The organism is Flavobacterium sp. KH_035 (assembly GCF_057839565.1).
Genome location: NZ_CM174492.1, coordinates 3,371,632 through 3,391,904 on the forward strand (window position 1 = coordinate 3,371,632; position 20,273 = coordinate 3,391,904).

Sequence of the window (20,273 nt, forward strand, 5' to 3'; positions counted from 1 at the left end):
TATTCTTTCTTGATTTCCATTAATATTTGAAATTTATAATTTTTACTTGCCGGATAGATTAAAGTTTACTGGATAATAATTTTTCTCAGTTTACTTCCTTGTTGTGACTCGAATAACACAAAATATACTCCTGAAGGAAGTCCGTTAAGACTAAAGTTGAACAGGTAGTTGTCTTTGCCCTCCTGAGTTTTTGAATCTATTAGCAAATTGTTATTCAAATTATAAACTTTAACGTGTGCAGGCATGACTTTATCAAGCAGTACATCAACGGTAAATATTCCTTTTGACGGGTTTGGATAGATTTTCAGATCAAATTTTTTCAAAGTTTCATCGCCCGGATTGTTTTCTTCATACTCTCCTTCAGTTACTAAGACCTGCTTGGTTTGAAAAGCAGTACAATTTCCTTTTTTGGTGTTCAGTGTAATATCATATTCTCCGGCCTGACTAAAACTGATTTCGGCAAAATCTTTATTTTTAGAGATCTCCGTTGCGTTGGCAGGGATTACCCATTCGATTTCGTCGGCGTCAGGATTACTAATGTCAACGATGATGAATTTCTCGTTTTTGAATACCTGACTTGATACTGCAAATTCGGCACTAATTGCGGTGTTTTGACTTGATATTTTGATAGTATCGCTAGCTTCACAACCCAATTTGTTGGTGACCACAACGGTATAATTTGCAGGTTCAGAAACGGTAACCATAGCTTTGTTGCTCTTGAAACCTTTATCAGATGTCCAGGAATATGTCGCTTTATCGTCGTCAATTGTAGCATTGATGGTTAAGGTCTGATCAAAACATAAGGTTACGTCTTCTCCAATATTGATAATGTCTTTTGGAGGATTAACGATGGTGTAAGTATGGTTGATGATACAGCCTTTCATGTCTGTGATGGCCACAGTATAATCTCCTGCCGGGGCATTACTCAATACATTCGATTTTTCTCCTGTATTCCATAAGTAGCTGTAAGGAGTAATACCGTTTATAGGAGTTACAGTAATTGTAGCATCAGAACCGGCATAACAGGTTGGGATTTTGATTTTATGGGTTGCTGCCAAATGTGGTGGAGCAACTAGTGTAATTGTTTTCGTGATGGTACAGCCATTGTTATCAGTTACCAATAAAGAATAATTCCCGGGAGGAACATTTACTAAATTTGGAGTTCTGACACCTGTATTCCATAAATAAGAGTATGGAGCCGTACCTTGTGATGCCGCTGATGTAATAGTCCAATCGTTTCCATCACCGCAACGGGTATATTCAGAGGAAAGAGAATTGTCAAGAGTAGTAGGTTCCGTGATTGTAATCGTTTCACTTTTTATTGATTTGCCAAAAGAATCCGTTGCAATAACATAGTAAGTACCTGCTTTAGCATTCATCAAAGTCTCATTTTCGCTAATGATCAAGGCAGGATTATTTACATCATACCATTTGTAATAATAACCCGGAAGCCCTCCTGAGGTAATTGCTTTGACACTGGCTGTTGCATCTCCATGACATTTTACAATATTAATCTGGGTTAATTTAATAGAAAGAGGATCAACCTTATCTAAATCTCTTTTGTCAATTTTACAGCCATTTGCATCAATAATGGTAATAAAGTATTGTCCTACGTAGATATTATTAATACTGTTGGATTCTTTGTCGTTATCAATATAAATGGAGTTTCCATCTTTATCAAACCACTCGAAATTGTAATTTGGAGTACCTCCAACGACAGTAACTTTAATACTTGCATCATTTTGACCTAAAGCAGATGGAGGTGTTTTTAAAACTTGTATTCTCATTGCCTGAGGTTCTGTAATTGTTATTTCCTGATAATCTGTACATAAATTAGCATCCGTAACAGTAACATTGTAGGTTGATGCTAAGAGATCCTTAATTGTATTTTGGTCTGCATTTTTTCCAGTACTCCACACGATCTTATATGGACCAACACCTCCGGTAATATTTATTGCAATCTCGGCATCGTTACCGCCATAACAGGAAACATTTTTTTGAGTATAATTAATTTTTAAAAGTTTTGGCTCAGTTACAGTCACAGGATTCGAAGTATAGCTGTTTCCAAATCCGTCTGAAACTTCTAAAATATAATCTCCGGCACGTAATGTCTCGGAAGAATTTGTTGTAGAAGCTACTATATTTGGAGTTAACACATTATACCATTTATAAAGATATTCTTTATCGGTATCAGGAATTCCAATAGGAGCTCCTCCAGAGATGGTAGCTTTTAGTATGGCTTGTTTATTAGTAAAACATTTTATAGACTGGGTTTCTGTAATGGAAGTGATTAAAAGTTCATCAGGTTGATTAATGATGTAAGATGCCTCTGTTGTACACTTATTTTTATCTGTAACTATAATGCTATACGTACCTAAACCAATACCATCTAATAGACGGTTTGTTTTTCCTGTCATTATTATTTTAGCAGTTCCGGTTCCTTGATACCATTGATAGGTATATGGAAATGTTCCTTCTGCTGCCGAAACATCAATATGACCATTTTTTAACAGATAGCCGCTTGCATCAGCTTTTTCAAAAGAAGCTATGGTTAATGGTTTTAGAGGCTCAGTGATTTTAACAATTGCAGGTGCTGTTGAATAAGAACAACCATTATCGTCTATAATTGTGAAAGAATAGTCTCCGACAGGAATCTCTGCACGGTCTTTTGTAGTAACACCATCATTCCATAAAACATGATAATCTCCGGTTCCTCCCTGAATATTTAAGGTAATGGTCGCATCGCTGCCACTAAAGCAATTTACATTTGTTTGAGTAAAAGTGCAGGTTATAGCAGGTCTTTCCGTCAATTCTGCAATAACAAGTTCTCTTGAAATATTTACATTGTCCGTTACTATTACTTTGTAAAAACCAGCATATAAACTCTCGATTTTGTCCGATGTTGTTTCAACTAACAAAGTATATTGATCTGCTACTTTTCGTTTGTAATACCATTTGTAATTGTATTGGTTTAAGTCTTTAGGAGTTCCACCACTTGTAACCACTTGTATACTACCGGTATTTGCTCCATTACAAGTTACGTCGATTTTATTTACAAAGGCTATAACCAATGCTTTAAGTGTAAAGGTTTCAGAAGCAGAAGTACAGTCGTTACTATCCTTTGCTATTATTTCATATACTCCATCTCCCAATCCAATGATTGTATTTGTTGTATAGGTTATACCTGTACTGACACCATCTTTCTTTAAGGAATAAGTATATGTTTTTGTTCCCCCATCTGCATTCACAATTATTTGACCATCATTTGCTGTATTTATAGTAGGTTGCGTTTTTACTACACTTGTTACGGTAACAGGAGCATTTTGAGTGATTTCAATGTTAGCGGGACTATTATAAGTACAGTTATTTTTGTCCGTAACGATATAAGAATAGGTTCCTGCTATTAATTTTGTTGTATCTATTATTTTAGAGGCATCATTAATATCTTTAAAAATAGCTTTGTATGGACCTGTTCCTCCTTTTATATCTAATGCAATTGTCCCGTTATTGCCTCCGTTACAACTTACATCTGTAGAAGTATGGTTTACTGAAAGCGCATCTTGTGGCTCAGAAAGATAAAAATCCTTGAAAATTTCTTTTTTATCGTCCTTAACTCCAACTCTGTAGTTACCCGTAACAAGATTCGCTATAGTCGAATTAGTTTGTCCGGAAATTTCGGTTTCGATACCATTTTCTATTTTAATCCAACGGTAGAAATAAGTACCGGTTCCTCCGCTTGCTTCTATAGTTATACTACCGGTTGCACTACTTTTACAATCAATGTTTGTTTTGTTAATTTGGGCTATTGACAGGGCTTTTAATTCTATTATATTGGTATTGGCATTACAGCCATTTTTATCTACTACTTTAATCTGGTAGCTGCCATTTTCTAAACCGGTGGTAAGTCCTGTGCCAGGATTAGTATTGGCACTAAATGGCTGACCATTTTTTGTCCATACATAGGTGTACGGAGTAGTTCCTCCCGTTGTTGTTATTGTAATGGTACCGTCGGCTGCTGTTGGAGATGTAGGTTGTGTTTTTTCTATTGTTTTTGAGATGCCTAACGCTGTTGGCGGCTGAGTAATCTCAGTTATTATATTATTGGTAAATTTACAGGAGTTAGCATCTGTTACAGTATACCAATAAGTACCTGCTTTTAAACCCGTTCTGTTTGTACCTGTACCACCGTCATTCCAAAGTACGGTAAGCGTACCGCTTCCCCCTGCTAAACTTATAGTAATTTTTCCGTCATCACCGCCAAAACAGCTAACGTCTTTTTTAAAAGTTACAGTAGATTGTATTTGAGGATTAGGTTCTAGTAATACTACAGGTCCGGTAGCTGTATTTCCGTTACTATCAGTGACAACAACTTTATAATAACCTTTCGTTTGTCCCGTGATACTGGAGTTTATATCTGGTCCCGAAACTTTACCGATAACAGTTCCGTCTTCCTCGCAATGGTGCCAGGTATAATAGTAAGTTCTGTTTATTGGTGTTGCGCTGTAAGGATAGCCTCCAACAGCAGATGTTGTCAGACTACCTGTTCCTCCGGGACATGGTATGTTAGTTGGTTTTGGAGTACTAACGATTAATTTTTCAGGTTGATATATTGTAAAAGGAAAATCAGCACTTCTGCAGACTTTGTTTCTATCTTTTGCATACAGAACATAATTTCCCGCTGGCAGAGAAACCCAGGAAGCCGGGATATAAGGTTGCCCCTCTTTGGTCCATAAATATTCATAGTCTCCTGTACCGCCTTCAAACATAATAGAGAGGGAACCATCGGCTTTACCATTTTCTGTTGCATTTGTGTAACTAGGAGTACCAGTAATTGTAATTGGTTTTGGTGTTACTATAGTAACTGTTTTGGTTGATTGTGCATTTATCTGCGAATATCCCAATAAAGTTATAAGTAGTAATGTGTAGATTTTTTTCATAATTATAGGCTTGTTCGGGAATTTATTATTCTTCGCAATTGTATTTGTCAACTACTATAACAGTATAGGTTCCATCGGTTTTTATGGGAATTTTATAAGGGCTGATAAACGGATGTTTTTGTTCTAGTGGTTCTCCGTCCAAAAGATAATAGTAAGGAGGAGTTCCGCCACTTGCTGAAATTTCAATGCCTCCGTCGGTGTCTTCACTACAGGTAGGCATTACCTCTTTTACCTTAAAAGTTAAAGGTCCATTTGGATTTTGAGTGATTGTAAAATTAGTTACAGCCGACATCGTAGAGGGTGTATTGTTTGCAAATTGAGTTTGATACTTAAATTCATATTGACCTGGAGGTATATTTTTCCATTTATAGCTATACTCAGATATTTTTTCTACATCAGGATCATCTGATTTTGCTGAAGTTGCAGGACCACTTCCTACAGGATTACGATTAAACAGGTATTTTTCTTCTTTTGTAGTTTCCAATGGTCTGCTAAAAGTAAATATCACGCTACCATTGCTATAACTGCAGTTAGTAAAATTTGGATCTGAAGTACTATTGAGTACAGGAGAACAGGGTATAATTTTGTAAGTAACTGTATTGGTAAACTGTGTTTGATAGCCGGCCTGGAAAAATATTTGCGATTTACCATCATAACCGCCAATATCTTTAAGGCTAAAAGAAATGGATCTTTTTCCTTGAAATTGAGAAGAAAGCGGTTTCCATCCTGTTGCATCATACTGATATTGCCAGTTCCATCCATTGTTTAAAGTAATGGCATCGTCACTACAAACGTTATTGGCAGCAGGTTGCGTAAGGTGTATTGACCACACATTTGATCTGCCGGCGCATCCACCTAAAGTCGCTTCTTTAAAGGTACTCTTGTCGTAGGGAATGGCATATTCTTTCGAACATATGGACTGATATCTGCTATTTATTTCAGCATCTAAGATAAAAAGTCCATCAATATTTTTGGTGTAAAAAAAATCATACTGAATCTTTTCAGCTCCATTCAAAGGAATTATATTATTTGTGCAAAATTCTTTTATATGCATATCTATTGACCCTTCTATGGAATAATCTAAAACTCCACAAATAGTGTATCTTGTGCTTGATGCATTTGGATTTTTAGAATTCATAGTCGATCTTATTAAGACTCCATAGTCCGTTTGTCCCTGAACTAAGAGATTTCCTAAAAAGAATAGAAGTAAGAGTGTTTTTTTCTTCATAATATTAGTTTTCTGTACAGCCAAAACTATCCAGAACGATTACTGTATGATCACCATCTGTTACACCATTAATTGTATCCGGATTTTTGGTAAGTCGAGTTTTAATTCCATTGTCAAGAATATAAAAGTAAGGAGAGGTACCACCAGTTACTGAAATTTCAATACTACCAAGATCTCCACTGCATTTTGGTTGAATTGCTGTTGTTTTAAAAGTTAATTCCTCTTTATTTTCTATCGTAAAAGGATCGGTAACGATAGCACTAGATCCTACTATTTTGCCATTATCAAATTTGCTCTGTGCCTGATATTTTATGATGTATGTTCCTGCTGCTATTTTATCCCATGTATAGCTTTTATTTTCAGTTTCCTTTTCAGATGCTGTAATACTTGTGGTAGGACCTGTATTCGGTGTCGCCGGATCAACGCGGATTAGATTAAAAAGAAATTGATCATCTTTTTTTAGTAGTGATTCAAACTTTAGGGTAACACTGCCAGTGGCCGTATTATTGCATTCAATAGATTTTGCAGTTGGTTTTTTTTCAGCCAGTTCGGGTGAACAGCCAATAATAGCATAACTGACAGTATTTGTATATTGTTTATATTTTTCATAACCCGCTTTAAAATGAACATTTGATTGGCTCGCATAGCCAGGTAAATCCTTTATTTTAAATGTAATTGATGTTTGTTCCTGAAATTGTGTAGGAAGATTGTCCCAAGCTCCATTATCAAATTTATACTTCCAGTTCCACCCATTATTTAAGGTTATGGGATCTTCCTTGCATTTTGGACTGGAGTCTGGTCGAGTGATATGCAATGACATTATCTCAGCGTTCGCTAAACATCCGGCAAAAGACGAATAAGAAAAAGTATCTTTATTATAAGGTATAGTTCGTGTTATTTGTCCACATGTTGGAGACCCTCCTAAAACTTCCATAAAATCTATTTTAGTTGGATTTCCCGTCACATAAAAAAAACAGTATAGATCATCTTTGTAATTTTCTGTCTGAAAAATAATTGAGCATGAATTCATCCCCATTGAAATCTGATGGAGTCCAGTATAATCATTATCAGGCCAGATAGAAGGTGAAGTGATTTTAGATTTTATTAGTATTGCATAATCTGTTTGTCCTTGTACCAGAAGACTTCCTAAAAAGAATATTAATAAGAGTAATTTTTGTTTCATTATGTTATTTTCTATAGAATTAAAATCGTCCACAACAATCACATTGTGGTCAACATCTGTTGTTATAGTTATTGTATGAAGATTTCTAAGTTATTTTTTTTTAAATAGTTTTTACCGTTGATGATTATTCGCGATCTAAATAGGAGATAAGAAATACTTCGCATATTTAAAATTTTACCGTGTAAAAGTCCATTTTTGATGTTCTTCCATCTTTAAATGTCGCTCTAATACCGTATTGGTAAGTAGTATTAATGGTAATAGTCGGATCAGGTAAAAATCGGGTGTTTCCGGGAACAATCTGGATTAGTTGCAACGGATCTTTGTCTGAAGCTTTATAAATTTCAAAACCATCTACCTCATTGTTTGAGTAATCCCATGATAAATCTATAGTATTTGTCGTTTTATTGGGCTGCGTAAAAAATCCCTTCACAGCAGGCATTACGGAATATTTAGGAACAAATAAAGTCAATTCCGGTGAAGGATTGGAGACTAAATTGCTCTCGTCTTTAGCAAAAATGGCATAGCGGTAAGTACTTCCTTCAATAGCTGTTTTATCCCGAAATTTCTCTTCCTTATTTTTTGTTTCCAGGATCAATGTCCAGTCTTTTTGGTCATTTTCTTTTCTATACAATTGGTGCACTGCCACATCTTCGCTTTGGCTGTTTACCCATTCGAGAAAAATTGATCCTTCTTTAATTTTAAAACTGGTAAAAACAGGTGAAGTAGGAGGGATTACATCCGGTTTTTTAAGGATTAAAACCTCTGAGAACTCAGACATGTTGTAGTGATAATCTACAGCAACAACTTTGTAATATACCTTACTATTCAAACTTTTAACGAGTACCTTGTCCTGATAGGAGTTGGGTTCACTAGGGCTTACAGTCAACTGAGTAAGTTCTTCTTCGGCAGTATTTCCTTTATATATACGATATCCTAGTAAATCTTTTTCTTTATTAGGATCCCAAGTCAATTTTACAACTCCCAGGCTGTCTATAACTCCTTTTAATCCAATTGGCTTAGAAGGCGGTATAGAATCTACAGGCTGCACAAGCATAGGAAATGAAGTTCTGTTGCTGCCTTGTTTACCAAGGGCTGTAATCGTAAAATAGTTCGTTGATAAGAGTTTGTTGTACGTCACTGCACGACTCTTGGCTGGAATGTTTTTCACCACCGTTTTATAGCCATCATCATCTTTATCTGAACGATTTAATTCAAATCCTGTAATATCATCATTTCCTTCATCTGGAAATTCCCAGGTTAAAGTAACGGTATTTTCATCCTTAAATTCCTTCACAGTAAGATGAGGAACATACTTTAAGATTTCGACACCTTTTCCGGTAATAACTTGTGAATAAGGGCCTAACTCACCAAAAGGCGAAATTCCCTGAATTCTGTAGCTGTATGGTTTATTGTTCGCAATAGAATCAACATAGAAAATTTGACTATTACTCGTGTTTTCCTGATTTAAACTGGTATAAGGCTTATCGGTAATTCTCTCGAAAGTCTTTTTATCGGTTGAACGTTCTACAAAATAATTAGCATAGGTATGAGAAAGAATCTTAAAATTCCAGCTTAACATGGTGCTGCTATCTGTAAAATGAGCTGTGAAATCCATTGGTTTAGGAAGAGGTTGATAGTCAATTAATCCAACAAAAATTCCACCATAAGAGATAGTAGCCTCTTTTTCGGGTACATTGGAAATTACACGATACGCATATTTTTCATTGGGTTTAACTGTTTTGTCTTCAAAGCCCAGACCTGCTTTTTTGGCGGTTTCATAATCTTTGTCGGCCGTTAGTAAAGCAAACGTAAATCTTTGTTCATTTTCTTCAGAGAGATTTACGATATTTTCTAATTGATCTGTTCCGGTTACTGAAAAATTTTCTCCATAGATGGCTTGTGCTACAATAGCAGCATTGTCATTCTGTTCAATTAATTTTTCCCAAGTTTCCAGTGGCTCAGGTTTTAGTGTACTTACCAAAATCACTTTTTCAGGAGTTGATAAAGTTTTGTTGTTTCGGGTAACGGTGTAACGTTCTACAGTGTATCCGTAGGTATTCAGTTTTTTCCAGGCTATCGCATTACTGACAGCCCATCGCAACAAAATTCTATCTTTTTGCACTCTGGCTATAACTTGTATGTCCGATTTTATTTCGGTTGGATTTGCTTCTCCTGGGGTATTATTTTCTTGTGAATAATTAGTACTAATGGTAATAAAAGTAAGGAGAATTAAAAATTTAAGCTTCATGCTAATCTGTTTTATTGAATGTAAAAATTGAACTGGTACCCGCTTGTCCGCCTGGTAACGTATAGTTTAGTCTAACATTGTAAGGACCATCTTTTATTATAGGAAATGTTCCGTTCATAATGTAGTTGTACTTGTTGATCATAACCTGATTCTGACTGTTTATATACTTATTGACTATTTTATATTGAATTTTTATAAAATCATCATTATAATAAAAAGGCTGGTTATAACGATAAGGTAATCGGTCTCTTAAATCGACGCTTTTTGGATTATTAATTAAATAGGCCAAATACCAGGTCATTGGTTCAACTCCTTTAGTTGGAGGGTTTCCTAAAAGGGAGGTGTTTCTATTTAGCGTAAAATCTGCTTCGAGTGGATAGCCTCTATAGATCAATGGATAAATATCATTTTTAAAATAACTGTCATCCAATATGGCCTCGACATTCACTAATGGAATGTTTAAGGTTTTAGGACTACCGGCAATCTCAACTTCATCAAAAGGTTCAGTTGAGGTGTTTTCAGCTTCTAGAGCTTGAATATCAGCTTCAATAATTTTTGTATGGACTTTTCGGGCTTTTTTTGCTGCTATTTTCTCTTGAAATGTATTATACTGACTAGTATTGAAATTATACTGCAATAATTCAACACCCTGACCACCCGTTAAAGTTTCGCCCAGTTTATTATTTTTAACTTCAACATTAGCATTTGTACCAAGATCTTGCTTGTCAAAACTTTCATTAAGATTGGTATTCGCATCTTTCGTAGTTTCCAATGTCATTAAAGATAAATTATATGGTTTTACTCTTTCTAAAACCGGCAAACTAACGATGACCTTTTTTAAACTTGCATTGTAGGATATAGTACCATTTGCTGTTTTATTTCCTGTTTTGTAAAATGCTTTTTGTGATTGCCCCGGTTTTAGGTCAAACAAATAGGACTGTCCTGTTTTTAGTACTACATAAGCTTCTTTACTTTCGTTTTGATAAACGTATTTCTGATCAAAAACAGGGTAGCAATAAGCAATATTGCCCACCGGAATATTGTTAGGTGCCACACCGGTAGTAAAATTTCGGGTTTCACTTTCCATTGCAACCTGTCCCTGGTCTAAAATTGTTTGCCATGAACCATTTTTATATTCCTGAAAACTTACTTTTACATTTAATGTTAAGTCTGATTTTTCAGGTAATATCTCGGTTGAGTTAAAGCTCACTAAATCATTTGTTTTGTTCCAACTTAGCGTACCAATTACCGGAACATCTCCTTTCTTGATTGTATATTCTTCTAGTTTGAGTCGGTAAGTTTTAACCCCGTCATCTCCTTCAATGTTGAAGTTTTTATTTACAGGCATGTTAAATCCAACCTGAGGAACGGTGAAGACATCAACATCTTTTGTTCCTTGTGCAGGAGTGATATCTGCAATAGATTTTAAACCTTCTAAAGGATTAGCTGATAGGAATTCGCACTGCTCTCCAAATTCCAGTTTAAAACGGAAACTACCTCTTACAGCACCACCAAGCAGGCTGAATTCACCCGCCATATATCCTCGAATCCATGCCGGATTTGGTAATTTTGCTTGTAATAGAACGGCGCCTCCACCTTTTATAATGGATATTTTCTTTCGTATAAAAAACAATTTAATATTAATTCCGAGCTCACCTTGCATATAGGCATACGACTGACCGTTGGCATACCAACCGTTTATACCAATTTGTCCCGAACCTTTACATTGTGCTTCTCCATAATCTTTAACCATAATATCAAACCCAAATCCAGCCTGGAAATTGGCGTAGAACATTAAGAAACTTAGATTACCCGTTTTAATGCTAAAATCAGAACCAAAGGCAAATCCTTTTCCTGAAGCAATGCTGTTTTCATCACGCATATAATCCAGTTTAGCTACGTCTACTTTTAAGAGTTGCGCAACAATATCCGGTGGCGGCGGACTACCCGGGATATCATCTCCAAGCATAAAATAACCGCCGGCTTCTACTTCGACAGATCCAATAGCAAGTTTTATCCCCAATCGGTTCTTAGGGGTACCTGCCCGGATATACCATTTGTCTGGTCCAAAGTGTAAAACAGCCCAACCTGCTCTGTTACTGGAGTCACGGCCTTTTATGAAACCTCCCGGAGTATCAATGTATAAATCGAATGTACCGTGTAAAGTTTTTGCTCTAAAATCGTACTCTATGGCAGCAAATGCATTGATACCCATAGAATTTTTCACATCATTTGGATAAAGCTGTTCTGCTGCAGCCGATAAATTGCTTGTTTTTAATGCTTCTGTAGCTACCGCACCCATTATTGCTTCATTTTCTGCAACAACCTGTAAGGCTTTTGTTAGTGCCTCAGCTCCCGGAATCTCAAACGGCTGCATGACGTGACCTTCTCCATAAATACTAATTCTATTAAGACCGCCGTGTTTATTAAAAGCAATTTCAAAACCGGCACCTCCCCAAAAAGCATTTGCCGTAGCTGTGCCCGCAAACTTAATCATAGCTTTAACACCTAATCCAGAATCTGCATCAGGCACATAATTTGATTTAGAAGCTACAAAAGAAGAACTAAAGCCGTCTTTTTTCATGTGATAATAGGCACCACCACCAAAACCTTTAAAAGTAATAGCTCCGGCAGGAATATTTAAGTTGTCTACCATAGCATCCACATACCAGTATCTAAAAGTAGTAGATCCAAAAATGGCATTGGCTTCTACTTTGATACCTCCTGTAAAATCTGCCGACACGCTCCCTTTAAAACCATTACCATAGACCGGATCATTGTCCATTATGGCAATGCTTCCTTTAAATTTTACACCTCCTAAGTCTGCTGCAACTGATATTTCCTCAAACTTAATACGCTCGTATTTCCATTTTTGAATTCCTTTCTCTCTGTCGAATTTTCCGATCACATAAAATTTCGTCTGACCGTTAAATTGATTTTGCATAATATTAATCGCAACATCGACTTTCAGGCTTGCTGATACATCTGTAGCGATCAAAGCAATTTCATTAATCGTAACAGGGAAGTTACTAACCGCGGCATCTTTCTCCTGAATGTGTTTGTAGCCAAAATAATCGGCCGTTAGATAAGGCACGACAGTTTGCAAGGTTAAATTCTGGAAAATGATCCCTTTAAAATTAATAGCTTCCTTTTTCTCACCCTCGGCATTAATTGATCCGGATGATTTAGTAGGCGATGCGGTAAGTTCGGATGCAGTGGTATTTTTATTACTGCCTTTTAAAGCTAAACTTCCATAAAGAACGGCTTTTGGTAAAAACTTACCGTCTTTTACCTTTAATTCCAAATAGGAGTTTTTTTCTAAAGAAGCGGTTGCTTTAAAAGCTTGGAAGCAAATATTGTTGGTTACATCAGCTTTAAGGATATATTCATTGTCTACAGGGTTTATGATAGCATTGTAAGATAATCTTCCTCTCGACTTTGGATCGCATTGGGTATTGTCTTCTGACGAAAGCGGCAAAACAATTTCACCATTGAAAGCAGCTGCTGTCAATGAGTTCGCACGGAATTCCATTTCGATATGGTCTAATGAAAATTGCCAGCCAGAAGCACTTCCTTCTTTAAGGCTATAGATATTATCGCCTACGAATCTTCCGGAAACCCCCATTCTGTCAATTAAGAGATTGGCAGCTTCAAATTTAACCCTTTTATTCTCGTCTCTTTTATTGAACTGCTCCGGTAACACGACTTTTAGAGATTTTACATAAAAACCCCTCCATAAATTTAGATTGCCCGGTATTAGATAGTCTTTGACATAATCAGCATCGGGCCATTCGATTTTATCAGAGTTTCTAATGTCACTTAAATCGATTACGGCATTATTTAGTTCAAAAGCAGGTCCTTTGCCCTTATAAGAAGTCAGTTGAAATTTGGGCAAAGAGATTTCAATAAGAATATCATTCCAGTTGGATACTATTGTCTTGAATGAACCCGTTACACGGGTGGGAGCGGGAATAAGTTTATATTCATCATCGACGGGTTCAAGATAAGCTCTTGAAAATTCAACGTCTGCGGTAATTCCAAGTTCTTTAAAACCGTTACAGTCAATCGTTACATAGGTCTTTTTTTCTACAAGTCCGGTAGACATCGCCATACCTCCTTTTAGAATAAGTAACGAATTCTGACCATTAATGTTAATTGGAACATCACCTAGTAAAACCAAATTTGTCGCGCCAACTAATCCGCCTTTATGCGAAAGTTTGATACCGTTGGCACCAAAGAACAGCTCTTTTGGTCTCCCAAGAGAATCATGCTGCGGAATTACGATTTTTACAAAAGCAGTTAGCTCCGTGTATTCCGGAGTGAATTTGGCGCTGCTAATACCAAGCATGTATTGAATGCCTCCAATGGTCTTTTTTATACCAAGAGGCAACATCGATAATTTTTTAGGTTCTAAAAAATCAGTAAGATTATCATTTTTAGCGATCTCCTTAAAAACAGATATTGCCATATCGCGATCTTTATTGATCTCCTGTGAGACCGGGAAATTCTTTTTTAGAAACTCATTAGTGAACTCACTTTTTGGAGTCTGGTAATAACTAAGCGAATTGTTGAGAAGACCAACTTCGTCTTTGGAAAATTTTTTAGAAATAAAAATCTTCTTTGAATTGGTAATGGTATCGGTGTAAGTATTAGTATTAGAAAAGCAATTGATGCTAATTAAAAATAAAACAATATATACGATAAAAGGAAATAACTTAAGAGTAGTTTTTTTCAAGTCTTAGTAGGTTTGGTTGGTATTAAGTATTGTGGTAAAGAGTCGGAATTTATTTTTTTGGGGAGGTCAAATATAAATATTATTTTTAATAGGAAAAAATTTATCTATTTAAAATTTGTATAAAGGATTAGATTACAAATTTCAATCAAAAAGCTGCAAAATTAATAGTTTTACCCTCGTTTTTTGCCAAATGTTGGTTTTGTTAAATTTTTGCCAAACATAAACAATCTCTGAGTTTATTCTTTACGGCTTTCCACATTATAGCAAAAAAAAACTCCGGATTGCTCCGGAGTTTTTTTGTATTATAAAAATGTAAATTTTTATTCTTCTTTCATCGTGTGATAAACGTTCATCACGTCATCATCTTCTTCGATTTTTTCGATCAGTTTTTCAACGTCTGCAATTTGAGCTTCAGTAAGTTCTTTTGTAATTTGAGGGATACGCTCAAAACCTGAAGATAAAATTTCAAGACCTCTGTTTTCCAGTTCTTTTTGTAAAGCTCCAAAGCTTCCAAAAGGAGCATAAATTAAGATTCCGTCTTCGTCTTCGAAAACTTCTTCAGCACCAAAATCAATTAGTTCTAATTCTAATTCTTCGGCATCAATTTCACCTTTTGCAATTCTGAAATTACAAGTATGGTCAAACATAAACTCAACTGAACCCTGAGTTCCCATTGTTCCATTACACTTATTAAAATAGCTTCTGATGTTTGCTACTGTTCTGTTATTGTTGTCAGATGCTGTTTCAATTAAAATTGCAATTCCGTGAGGAGCATATCCTTCAAACAGAATTTCTTTATAGTTGGCAGTATCTTTATTACTTGCATTTTTTATCGCACGCTCCACATTGTCCTTAGGCATGTTAGCGGCTTTTGCATTTTGTATTACAGCTCTTAATCTAGAATTGGCCTCCGGGTTAGGGCCACCTTCTTTAACAGCCATAACAATGTCTTTACCAATTCGGGTAAATGTTTTAGCCATTGCTGACCAACGTTTCATTTTTCTTCCTTTTCTAAATTCGAACGCTCTTCCCATTTCTAATTTTTAGTTTTGTGAGGCAAAAATACGGTTATTCCTTATTTTTCCAAAATCAATTGAATTCTTTTTTAGTGATAGTTAGGACTTAGAGGTTAAAAAGTTTAAAGTTTGCGGTTTCAGGTTGTCCGAACTCCCTTTTGTAAAGTCGAAAGTCTAACGTTCAATGCCTACAGCTTAATGCTTATAGCCTACAGCCTACAGCCAAGAACTACTTCCAAGCATTAAACTCATTAATAACATTCACGGCTTCATTTAGGTACGGATTCGTTTTAAGATTATCGATCTGGTACTTGTTGATTGTTTTGTCATTGGGATAAACACCGAGTAAAAACTGGTTTACCGTTGAATTATAAACATCTAAGGGATTGTTTTCGTCGTTAAAAGTATTGATCTCTTTCCAAAGAGAATTTACAATTTTTTTCTGTTTGAAAACGGCCTCCAAAGTCATCGGAATTTCTGCTTTAGGCGTGTTTACCAACTGATCAATTTTTTGATTGATTTCTTTTATATTATTGAAAAAGTAATTATCCGCCAGTCTTGTTGTACTATTTTTAGCCAGTTTGTCGATTAACGCTCTCTTGACGTAAGGTCTGAATTTTAAGAACGGTTCGATACTATCATTTTTAATGGCAGTTGGGAAATCGCTTTCTTTTTGATAAACGCCTTCGTAAAATTCAGGAAGAACTACATCTGGTTTTACTCCTATATATTGATGACTTTTACCTGTTACCCTGTAGAACTTATTAATAGTGATCTTTAAAAAGTCGGTATTTTTAGTTTCGTCAAGCGAAAGAATCGTTTGCATGGTAGCTTTTCCAAGTGTAGTACTTCCTAATAATAAAGCACGATTGTAATCTTGTAATATAGAAGAGAAAAACTCACTTGCCGATGCAGTATTACTATTTACTAAAATTACAATTGGTCCTTTGTAAATGAGTCCTTTATACGGATCATTGATAACCGATTTTCCTTGATTGCGATCTACAACAATAGAAAGTGGTCCATAATCGATAAACATTCCGGCCAGTTTTATGGCTTCTTCCATCGATCCCCCACCGTTGTCAATAAGGTCAATTACCAGACCTTTTATATCGTCTCTTTCCAGTTTTATAACCTCACGCGCCACATCATCGGCACAGCCTTTACGGCTATTACCTTCTAGGTCAGCATAAAAACTAGGAATTTTGATGTAGCCAATTTTACTGTCTTTTCCAATAATAAAGCTAAAAACAGAGTTCTCTTCGTCTTTCATCACCTTCTTTTCGATATACACATCAAAGCTTTTACCTGAATTTCGTTTTAAGGTTAGTGTGATGCTTTTATTGGATTCTGATAAAATCAAAGTCGAAATGGATTCCAGCGAAGCACAGGAAACCTGCAAAGTTTCCTTTTGATTGGATATTGAAATGATCTGATCACCTTTTTTAATCTGACCCGTTTGATAAGCAGGACCATTGGGATCAATTTCGGCTACAATGATTTCATTTTTTTCATTGAGATTGACAGTCATTCCCAATGACAAATGCTCTTTGGATAGTGATGCCACAAAGCTCGTTTTTGAATCATCACTAAAATAGGCAGTATGCGGATCGAAATAGGTACAGAAAAAATTATAGAATTTCTCTTCCTGTTTGGTATTCGTTTCCAAAAGGGTATTAATTCTACAGATCTCATTCGACACAATTAGTTTTTTTGACTTGAGTTCGATAGATTGAAAATTAGCTTTGATAGAATCTAAATTGTCACTTGTTTCAGCTATCTCATCTAGAATCTGGTACCGAATTTTTTTGAGCCACGCTTTTTCCAAACCTTCTTTTTTTAGGTAAAAAGGAAAAGATTTTTTATAAAATCGGATTGTATCGTTTTTGTTGTAATCAAGAGGTGTGGCCTGAATTTTTTCCAAAACTTGTTTGGTTCTCAAAAGACCTTCTTTATATTTGGAAGTTACATCAGCCAGAAAACTACAATCATTACTAAGAATGAAATCATCTAAGTTTGTACGGTATTTCTCTGCCATTTCATCGTATTCTGTTTTGAAGAAAATATTTCGGGAGGGATCCAATTCATTAATCAGATTATCAAAGACAAAAATCGATAAACTATCATCGACCAGTTTAGGTCTGACGTGCTGCTCCTGAATAACTGCATTTATTTTGTTGACTATTTCGCAGGTTGGGTCGCTGCTTTGGCTAAACAGAAAGTTTGTGATTAACATCAACACCAGTGCTATTTTTTTCATAAATGGAAATCTTCGTTCAGATTAAAATTACGCTTATTTTTTCATAAAAGGTTATACTTTTCTAAAAATTCTTACATTCTGATGATTTTTATTCTGCAAAGTTTCCGCCACGAATTCACGAATGATGACGTATAAAAAAAGTAGACAAATTCGTGAATTTGTGACAGAAAGAACTAAAAAAAAAATGCATTACTGTTTTAGTAATGCATTTTCTAAATTTCTAAAGATAAAAATCTATTTCTTATAAAAAGGTAATTTAACCACTTTTGCAGCTACATCATTTTTTCTGATTCGGATAAAGATATCACTGTCAACAGCACTATTAGGTACGGTTACATATCCTAATCCAATACCTTTATTCATAGAAGGTGACATAGTTCCGGAAGTTACTACACCAATTACAGCACCCGAAGCATCTACAATTTCGTAATCATGTCTTGGTACTGCACGCTCCTGCATTTCAAAAGCAATTAATTTGCGGGTTACACCTTCTTCTTTTTGTTTTTTCAGGTTTTCTGAATTGGTAAAATCTTTGGTGAATTTAGTAATCCATCCTAATCCAGCTTCTAGTGGCGAAGTAGTATCGTTAATATCATTTCCGTACAAACAGAATCCCATTTCAAGACGTAAAGTATCGCGTGCTGCTAATCCGATAGGTTTAATTCCGAAAGCTGCACCAGCTTCAAAAACTTTTTTCCAAATTGCTTCGGCATCAGCATTTTTACAGTAAATTTCAAATCCACCAGAACCTGTGTAGCCAGTTGCAGAAATGATTACATCACTAAAACCGGCAAAATCAGCCACTTCAAAATGGTAATACGTAATAGCTGCCAGGTCTATAGAAGATAAAGACTGCATAGCCTCAACTGCTTTTGGTCCCTGAATAGCCAATAATGAGTACTCGTCAGACAAGTTTTTCATTTCAACACCCAAATCATTGTGCGAAGATATCCAGTTCCAGTCTTTTTCGATATTTGAAGCATTTACAACAAGTAAATACTCTTCCTCTTTCATTTTATATACAATCAAATCATCTACAATTCCGCCATCATTGTTTGGCAGACAAGAATATTGTGCTCTTCCGATAGTCAAAGTCGAAGCATCGTTTGAAGTTACTTTTTGAATCAAAGTCAAAGCATTTGGACCTGTAAGCAAAAATTCCCCCATATGTGAAACGTCAAAAACGCCCACACTGTTGCGAACTGTTTCGTGTTCAGCATTTATTCCTTCATATGTAATAGGCATATTATAACCCGCAAAAGGTAGCATTTTCGCTCCCAAACTCTCATGTATATGCGTAAGCGCAGTATTTTTCATTGTGTTGTTTTATAAAATTGTGTCGCAAATTTATTTAAAAAATACCAAAGATTTATATACTAAATTATTAAAATTCGCAATATTCTTGCCTAATTTATGCATACGCAGCAATATCCTTAAGTTTGAGAAGCTTCTTAGTTTTTTGTTTTTTGCGGAAGGACAGAAACATAATAGAGACAGTATAATCCGAATTTTAAGACTGTAGGAAGTGTTTGCTTCTTCATTTTTTACGTAACTTTAAGACATTAAATCAGTTCGATGAAAGATCCATTTTTAATTACAAAAGAAGAGGTACTGAAATTCTACAAACCGGTAAACCCTCTAACACATAAGGGACTTCAGGGACATGCTGTTATAATTGCCGGAAGCTATGGTAAAGTAGGAGCGGCAGTTTTAGCATCAAAATCCTGCTCAAAATCAGGTTGTGGACTCGTAACTGCTTTTGTACCCAAATGTGGTTATCAAATTCTACAAATATCGATCCCTGAAGTTATGGTGGTTACCGATGAAAACACTAATTTTCTGACCAGTATTCATCTTCCGTTACTGCCTCAGGCCATCGGAATTGGACCCGGAATTGGGCAGGAGCTGGGCACCCAAAAGGCTTTGTTTGAATTTTTAAGAGTTAATAAATCTTCTTTAGTATTGGATGCTGATGCTCTGAATATTTTGGCAGAAAATTTAACCTGGCTGGAATTAGTTCCTGAAAATACCATTCTGACACCACATCCGAAAGAACTCGAACGTTTAATAGGTAAATGGAATTCGGAATCCGAAAGATTTCAAAAGACGATTGCTTTTTCAGAAAAGTACAAAGTAATTATGGTCATGAAAGGAGCACCAACCTACATCATTATTAAGACTGAGATTTACGAAAACACCACTGGTAATGCAGCTTTAGCCACTGCCGGAAGCGGAGATACCCTCACAGGAATCATTACAGGTTTATTGGCCCAGGGTTATGAACCTAAGTATGCAGCAAAACTTGGCGTTTTTCTCCACGGATTAACCGCTGATATTGCGCTACCAAAAACAGGTTATGAATCTTTTACAGCTTCTACTATTATTAAGTATTTGGGAAAAGCTTTTTTGAGCTTGGTTTAATTTAACCGCAAAGTTCGCAAAGTTTTACGCAAAGACTCGCAAAGATTTTACACAAAGTCTTGCGAACCTTTACGCTTCATAAGAATCTTAAAGACAAAACCTTCTCGAACTTTGCGAAAAAAAAATCTAAGCAGTCTAAGCAAGCCTAAGTAAGTCTAAGTAAGTCTAAGCAAGTTTAAGCAAGTGTCCTTCGACTTCGCTCAGGATACCAAAACTGAGAATAAAGCTGCTTGATCTGCACGAAC

At 35.7% G+C, this 20,273-nt stretch carries 9 protein-coding genes; 1 reads left to right on the forward strand and 8 read right to left on the reverse strand.

The window, feature by feature from the left end:
- Positions 1 to 65: 65 nt before the first annotated feature.
- The 8 genes from AC3IS6_RS13895 to gcvT form a co-directional block, all read right to left on the reverse strand.
- Positions 66 to 4,937: a T9SS type A sorting domain-containing protein gene (locus AC3IS6_RS13895; protein WP_489160174.1), complete on the reverse strand. Its 4,872-nt coding sequence runs from the start codon at positions 4,935 to 4,937 to the stop codon at positions 66 to 68.
- A gap of 25 nt (positions 4,938 to 4,962) precedes the next feature.
- Complete coding sequence (locus tag AC3IS6_RS13900; RefSeq protein ID WP_489160175.1) at positions 4,963 to 6,165, reverse strand: SprB repeat-containing protein; 1,203 nt, start codon at positions 6,163 to 6,165, stop codon at positions 4,963 to 4,965.
- Positions 6,166 to 6,169: 4 nt separating this feature from the next.
- On the reverse strand, positions 6,170 to 7,348 hold the full coding sequence (locus AC3IS6_RS13905) for a SprB repeat-containing protein (protein WP_489160177.1): 1,179 nt from the start codon (positions 7,346 to 7,348) through the stop codon (positions 6,170 to 6,172).
- A gap of 166 nt (positions 7,349 to 7,514) precedes the next feature.
- Positions 7,515 to 9,596: a fibronectin type III domain-containing protein gene (locus AC3IS6_RS13910; RefSeq protein ID WP_489160179.1), complete on the reverse strand. Its 2,082-nt coding sequence runs from the start codon at positions 9,594 to 9,596 to the stop codon at positions 7,515 to 7,517.
- Between the two features lies 1 nt (position 9,597).
- The gene (locus AC3IS6_RS13915; protein ID WP_489160181.1) at positions 9,598 to 14,331 is read right to left on the reverse strand and encodes a hypothetical protein; all 4,734 of its coding nucleotides are present in this window, start codon (positions 14,329 to 14,331) and stop codon (positions 9,598 to 9,600) included.
- A 320-nt stretch (positions 14,332 to 14,651) separates the two neighbouring features.
- Entirely contained in the window at positions 14,652 to 15,365 is a 714-nt protein-coding gene (locus AC3IS6_RS13920; protein WP_173967295.1) for a YebC/PmpR family DNA-binding transcriptional regulator, read from the reverse strand.
- 211 nt (positions 15,366 to 15,576) lie between these two features.
- On the reverse strand, positions 15,577 to 17,607 hold the full coding sequence (locus AC3IS6_RS13925; RefSeq protein WP_489160183.1) for a S41 family peptidase: 2,031 nt from the start codon (positions 17,605 to 17,607) through the stop codon (positions 15,577 to 15,579).
- Positions 17,608 to 17,841: 234 nt separating this feature from the next.
- On the reverse strand, positions 17,842 to 18,924 hold the full coding sequence (gene gcvT, locus AC3IS6_RS13930; RefSeq protein WP_489160185.1) for a glycine cleavage system aminomethyltransferase GcvT: 1,083 nt from the start codon (positions 18,922 to 18,924) through the stop codon (positions 17,842 to 17,844).
- 258 nt (positions 18,925 to 19,182) lie between these two features.
- Here gcvT and AC3IS6_RS13935 point away from each other — a divergent pair, with 258 nt between their 5' ends.
- Complete coding sequence (locus tag AC3IS6_RS13935; RefSeq protein WP_489160187.1) at positions 19,183 to 20,028, forward strand: NAD(P)H-hydrate dehydratase; 846 nt, start codon at positions 19,183 to 19,185, stop codon at positions 20,026 to 20,028.
- Positions 20,029 to 20,273: the final 245 nt, after the last annotated feature.

Bases quoted from the DNA above. Each gene is read 5' to 3' on its own strand.
- AC3IS6_RS13895 (WP_489160174.1), bottom strand. From the start codon at position 4,937: ATGAAAAAAATCTACACATTACTACTTATAACTTTATTGGGATATTCG.
- AC3IS6_RS13900 (WP_489160175.1), bottom strand. From the start codon at position 6,165: ATGAAGAAAAAAACACTCTTACTTCTATTCTTTTTAGGAAATCTCTTA.
- AC3IS6_RS13905 (WP_489160177.1), bottom strand. From the start codon at position 7,348: ATGAAACAAAAATTACTCTTATTAATATTCTTTTTAGGAAGTCTTCTG.
- AC3IS6_RS13910 (WP_489160179.1), bottom strand. From the start codon at position 9,596: ATGAAGCTTAAATTTTTAATTCTCCTTACTTTTATTACCATTAGTACT.
- AC3IS6_RS13920 (WP_173967295.1), bottom strand. From the start codon at position 15,365: ATGGGAAGAGCGTTCGAATTTAGAAAAGGAAGAAAAATGAAACGTTGG.
- AC3IS6_RS13925 (WP_489160183.1), bottom strand. From the start codon at position 17,607: ATGAAAAAAATAGCACTGGTGTTGATGTTAATCACAAACTTTCTGTTT.
- gcvT (WP_489160185.1), bottom strand. From the start codon at position 18,924: ATGAAAAATACTGCGCTTACGCATATACATGAGAGTTTGGGAGCGAAA.
- AC3IS6_RS13935 (WP_489160187.1), top strand. From the start codon at position 19,183: ATGAAAGATCCATTTTTAATTACAAAAGAAGAGGTACTGAAATTCTAC.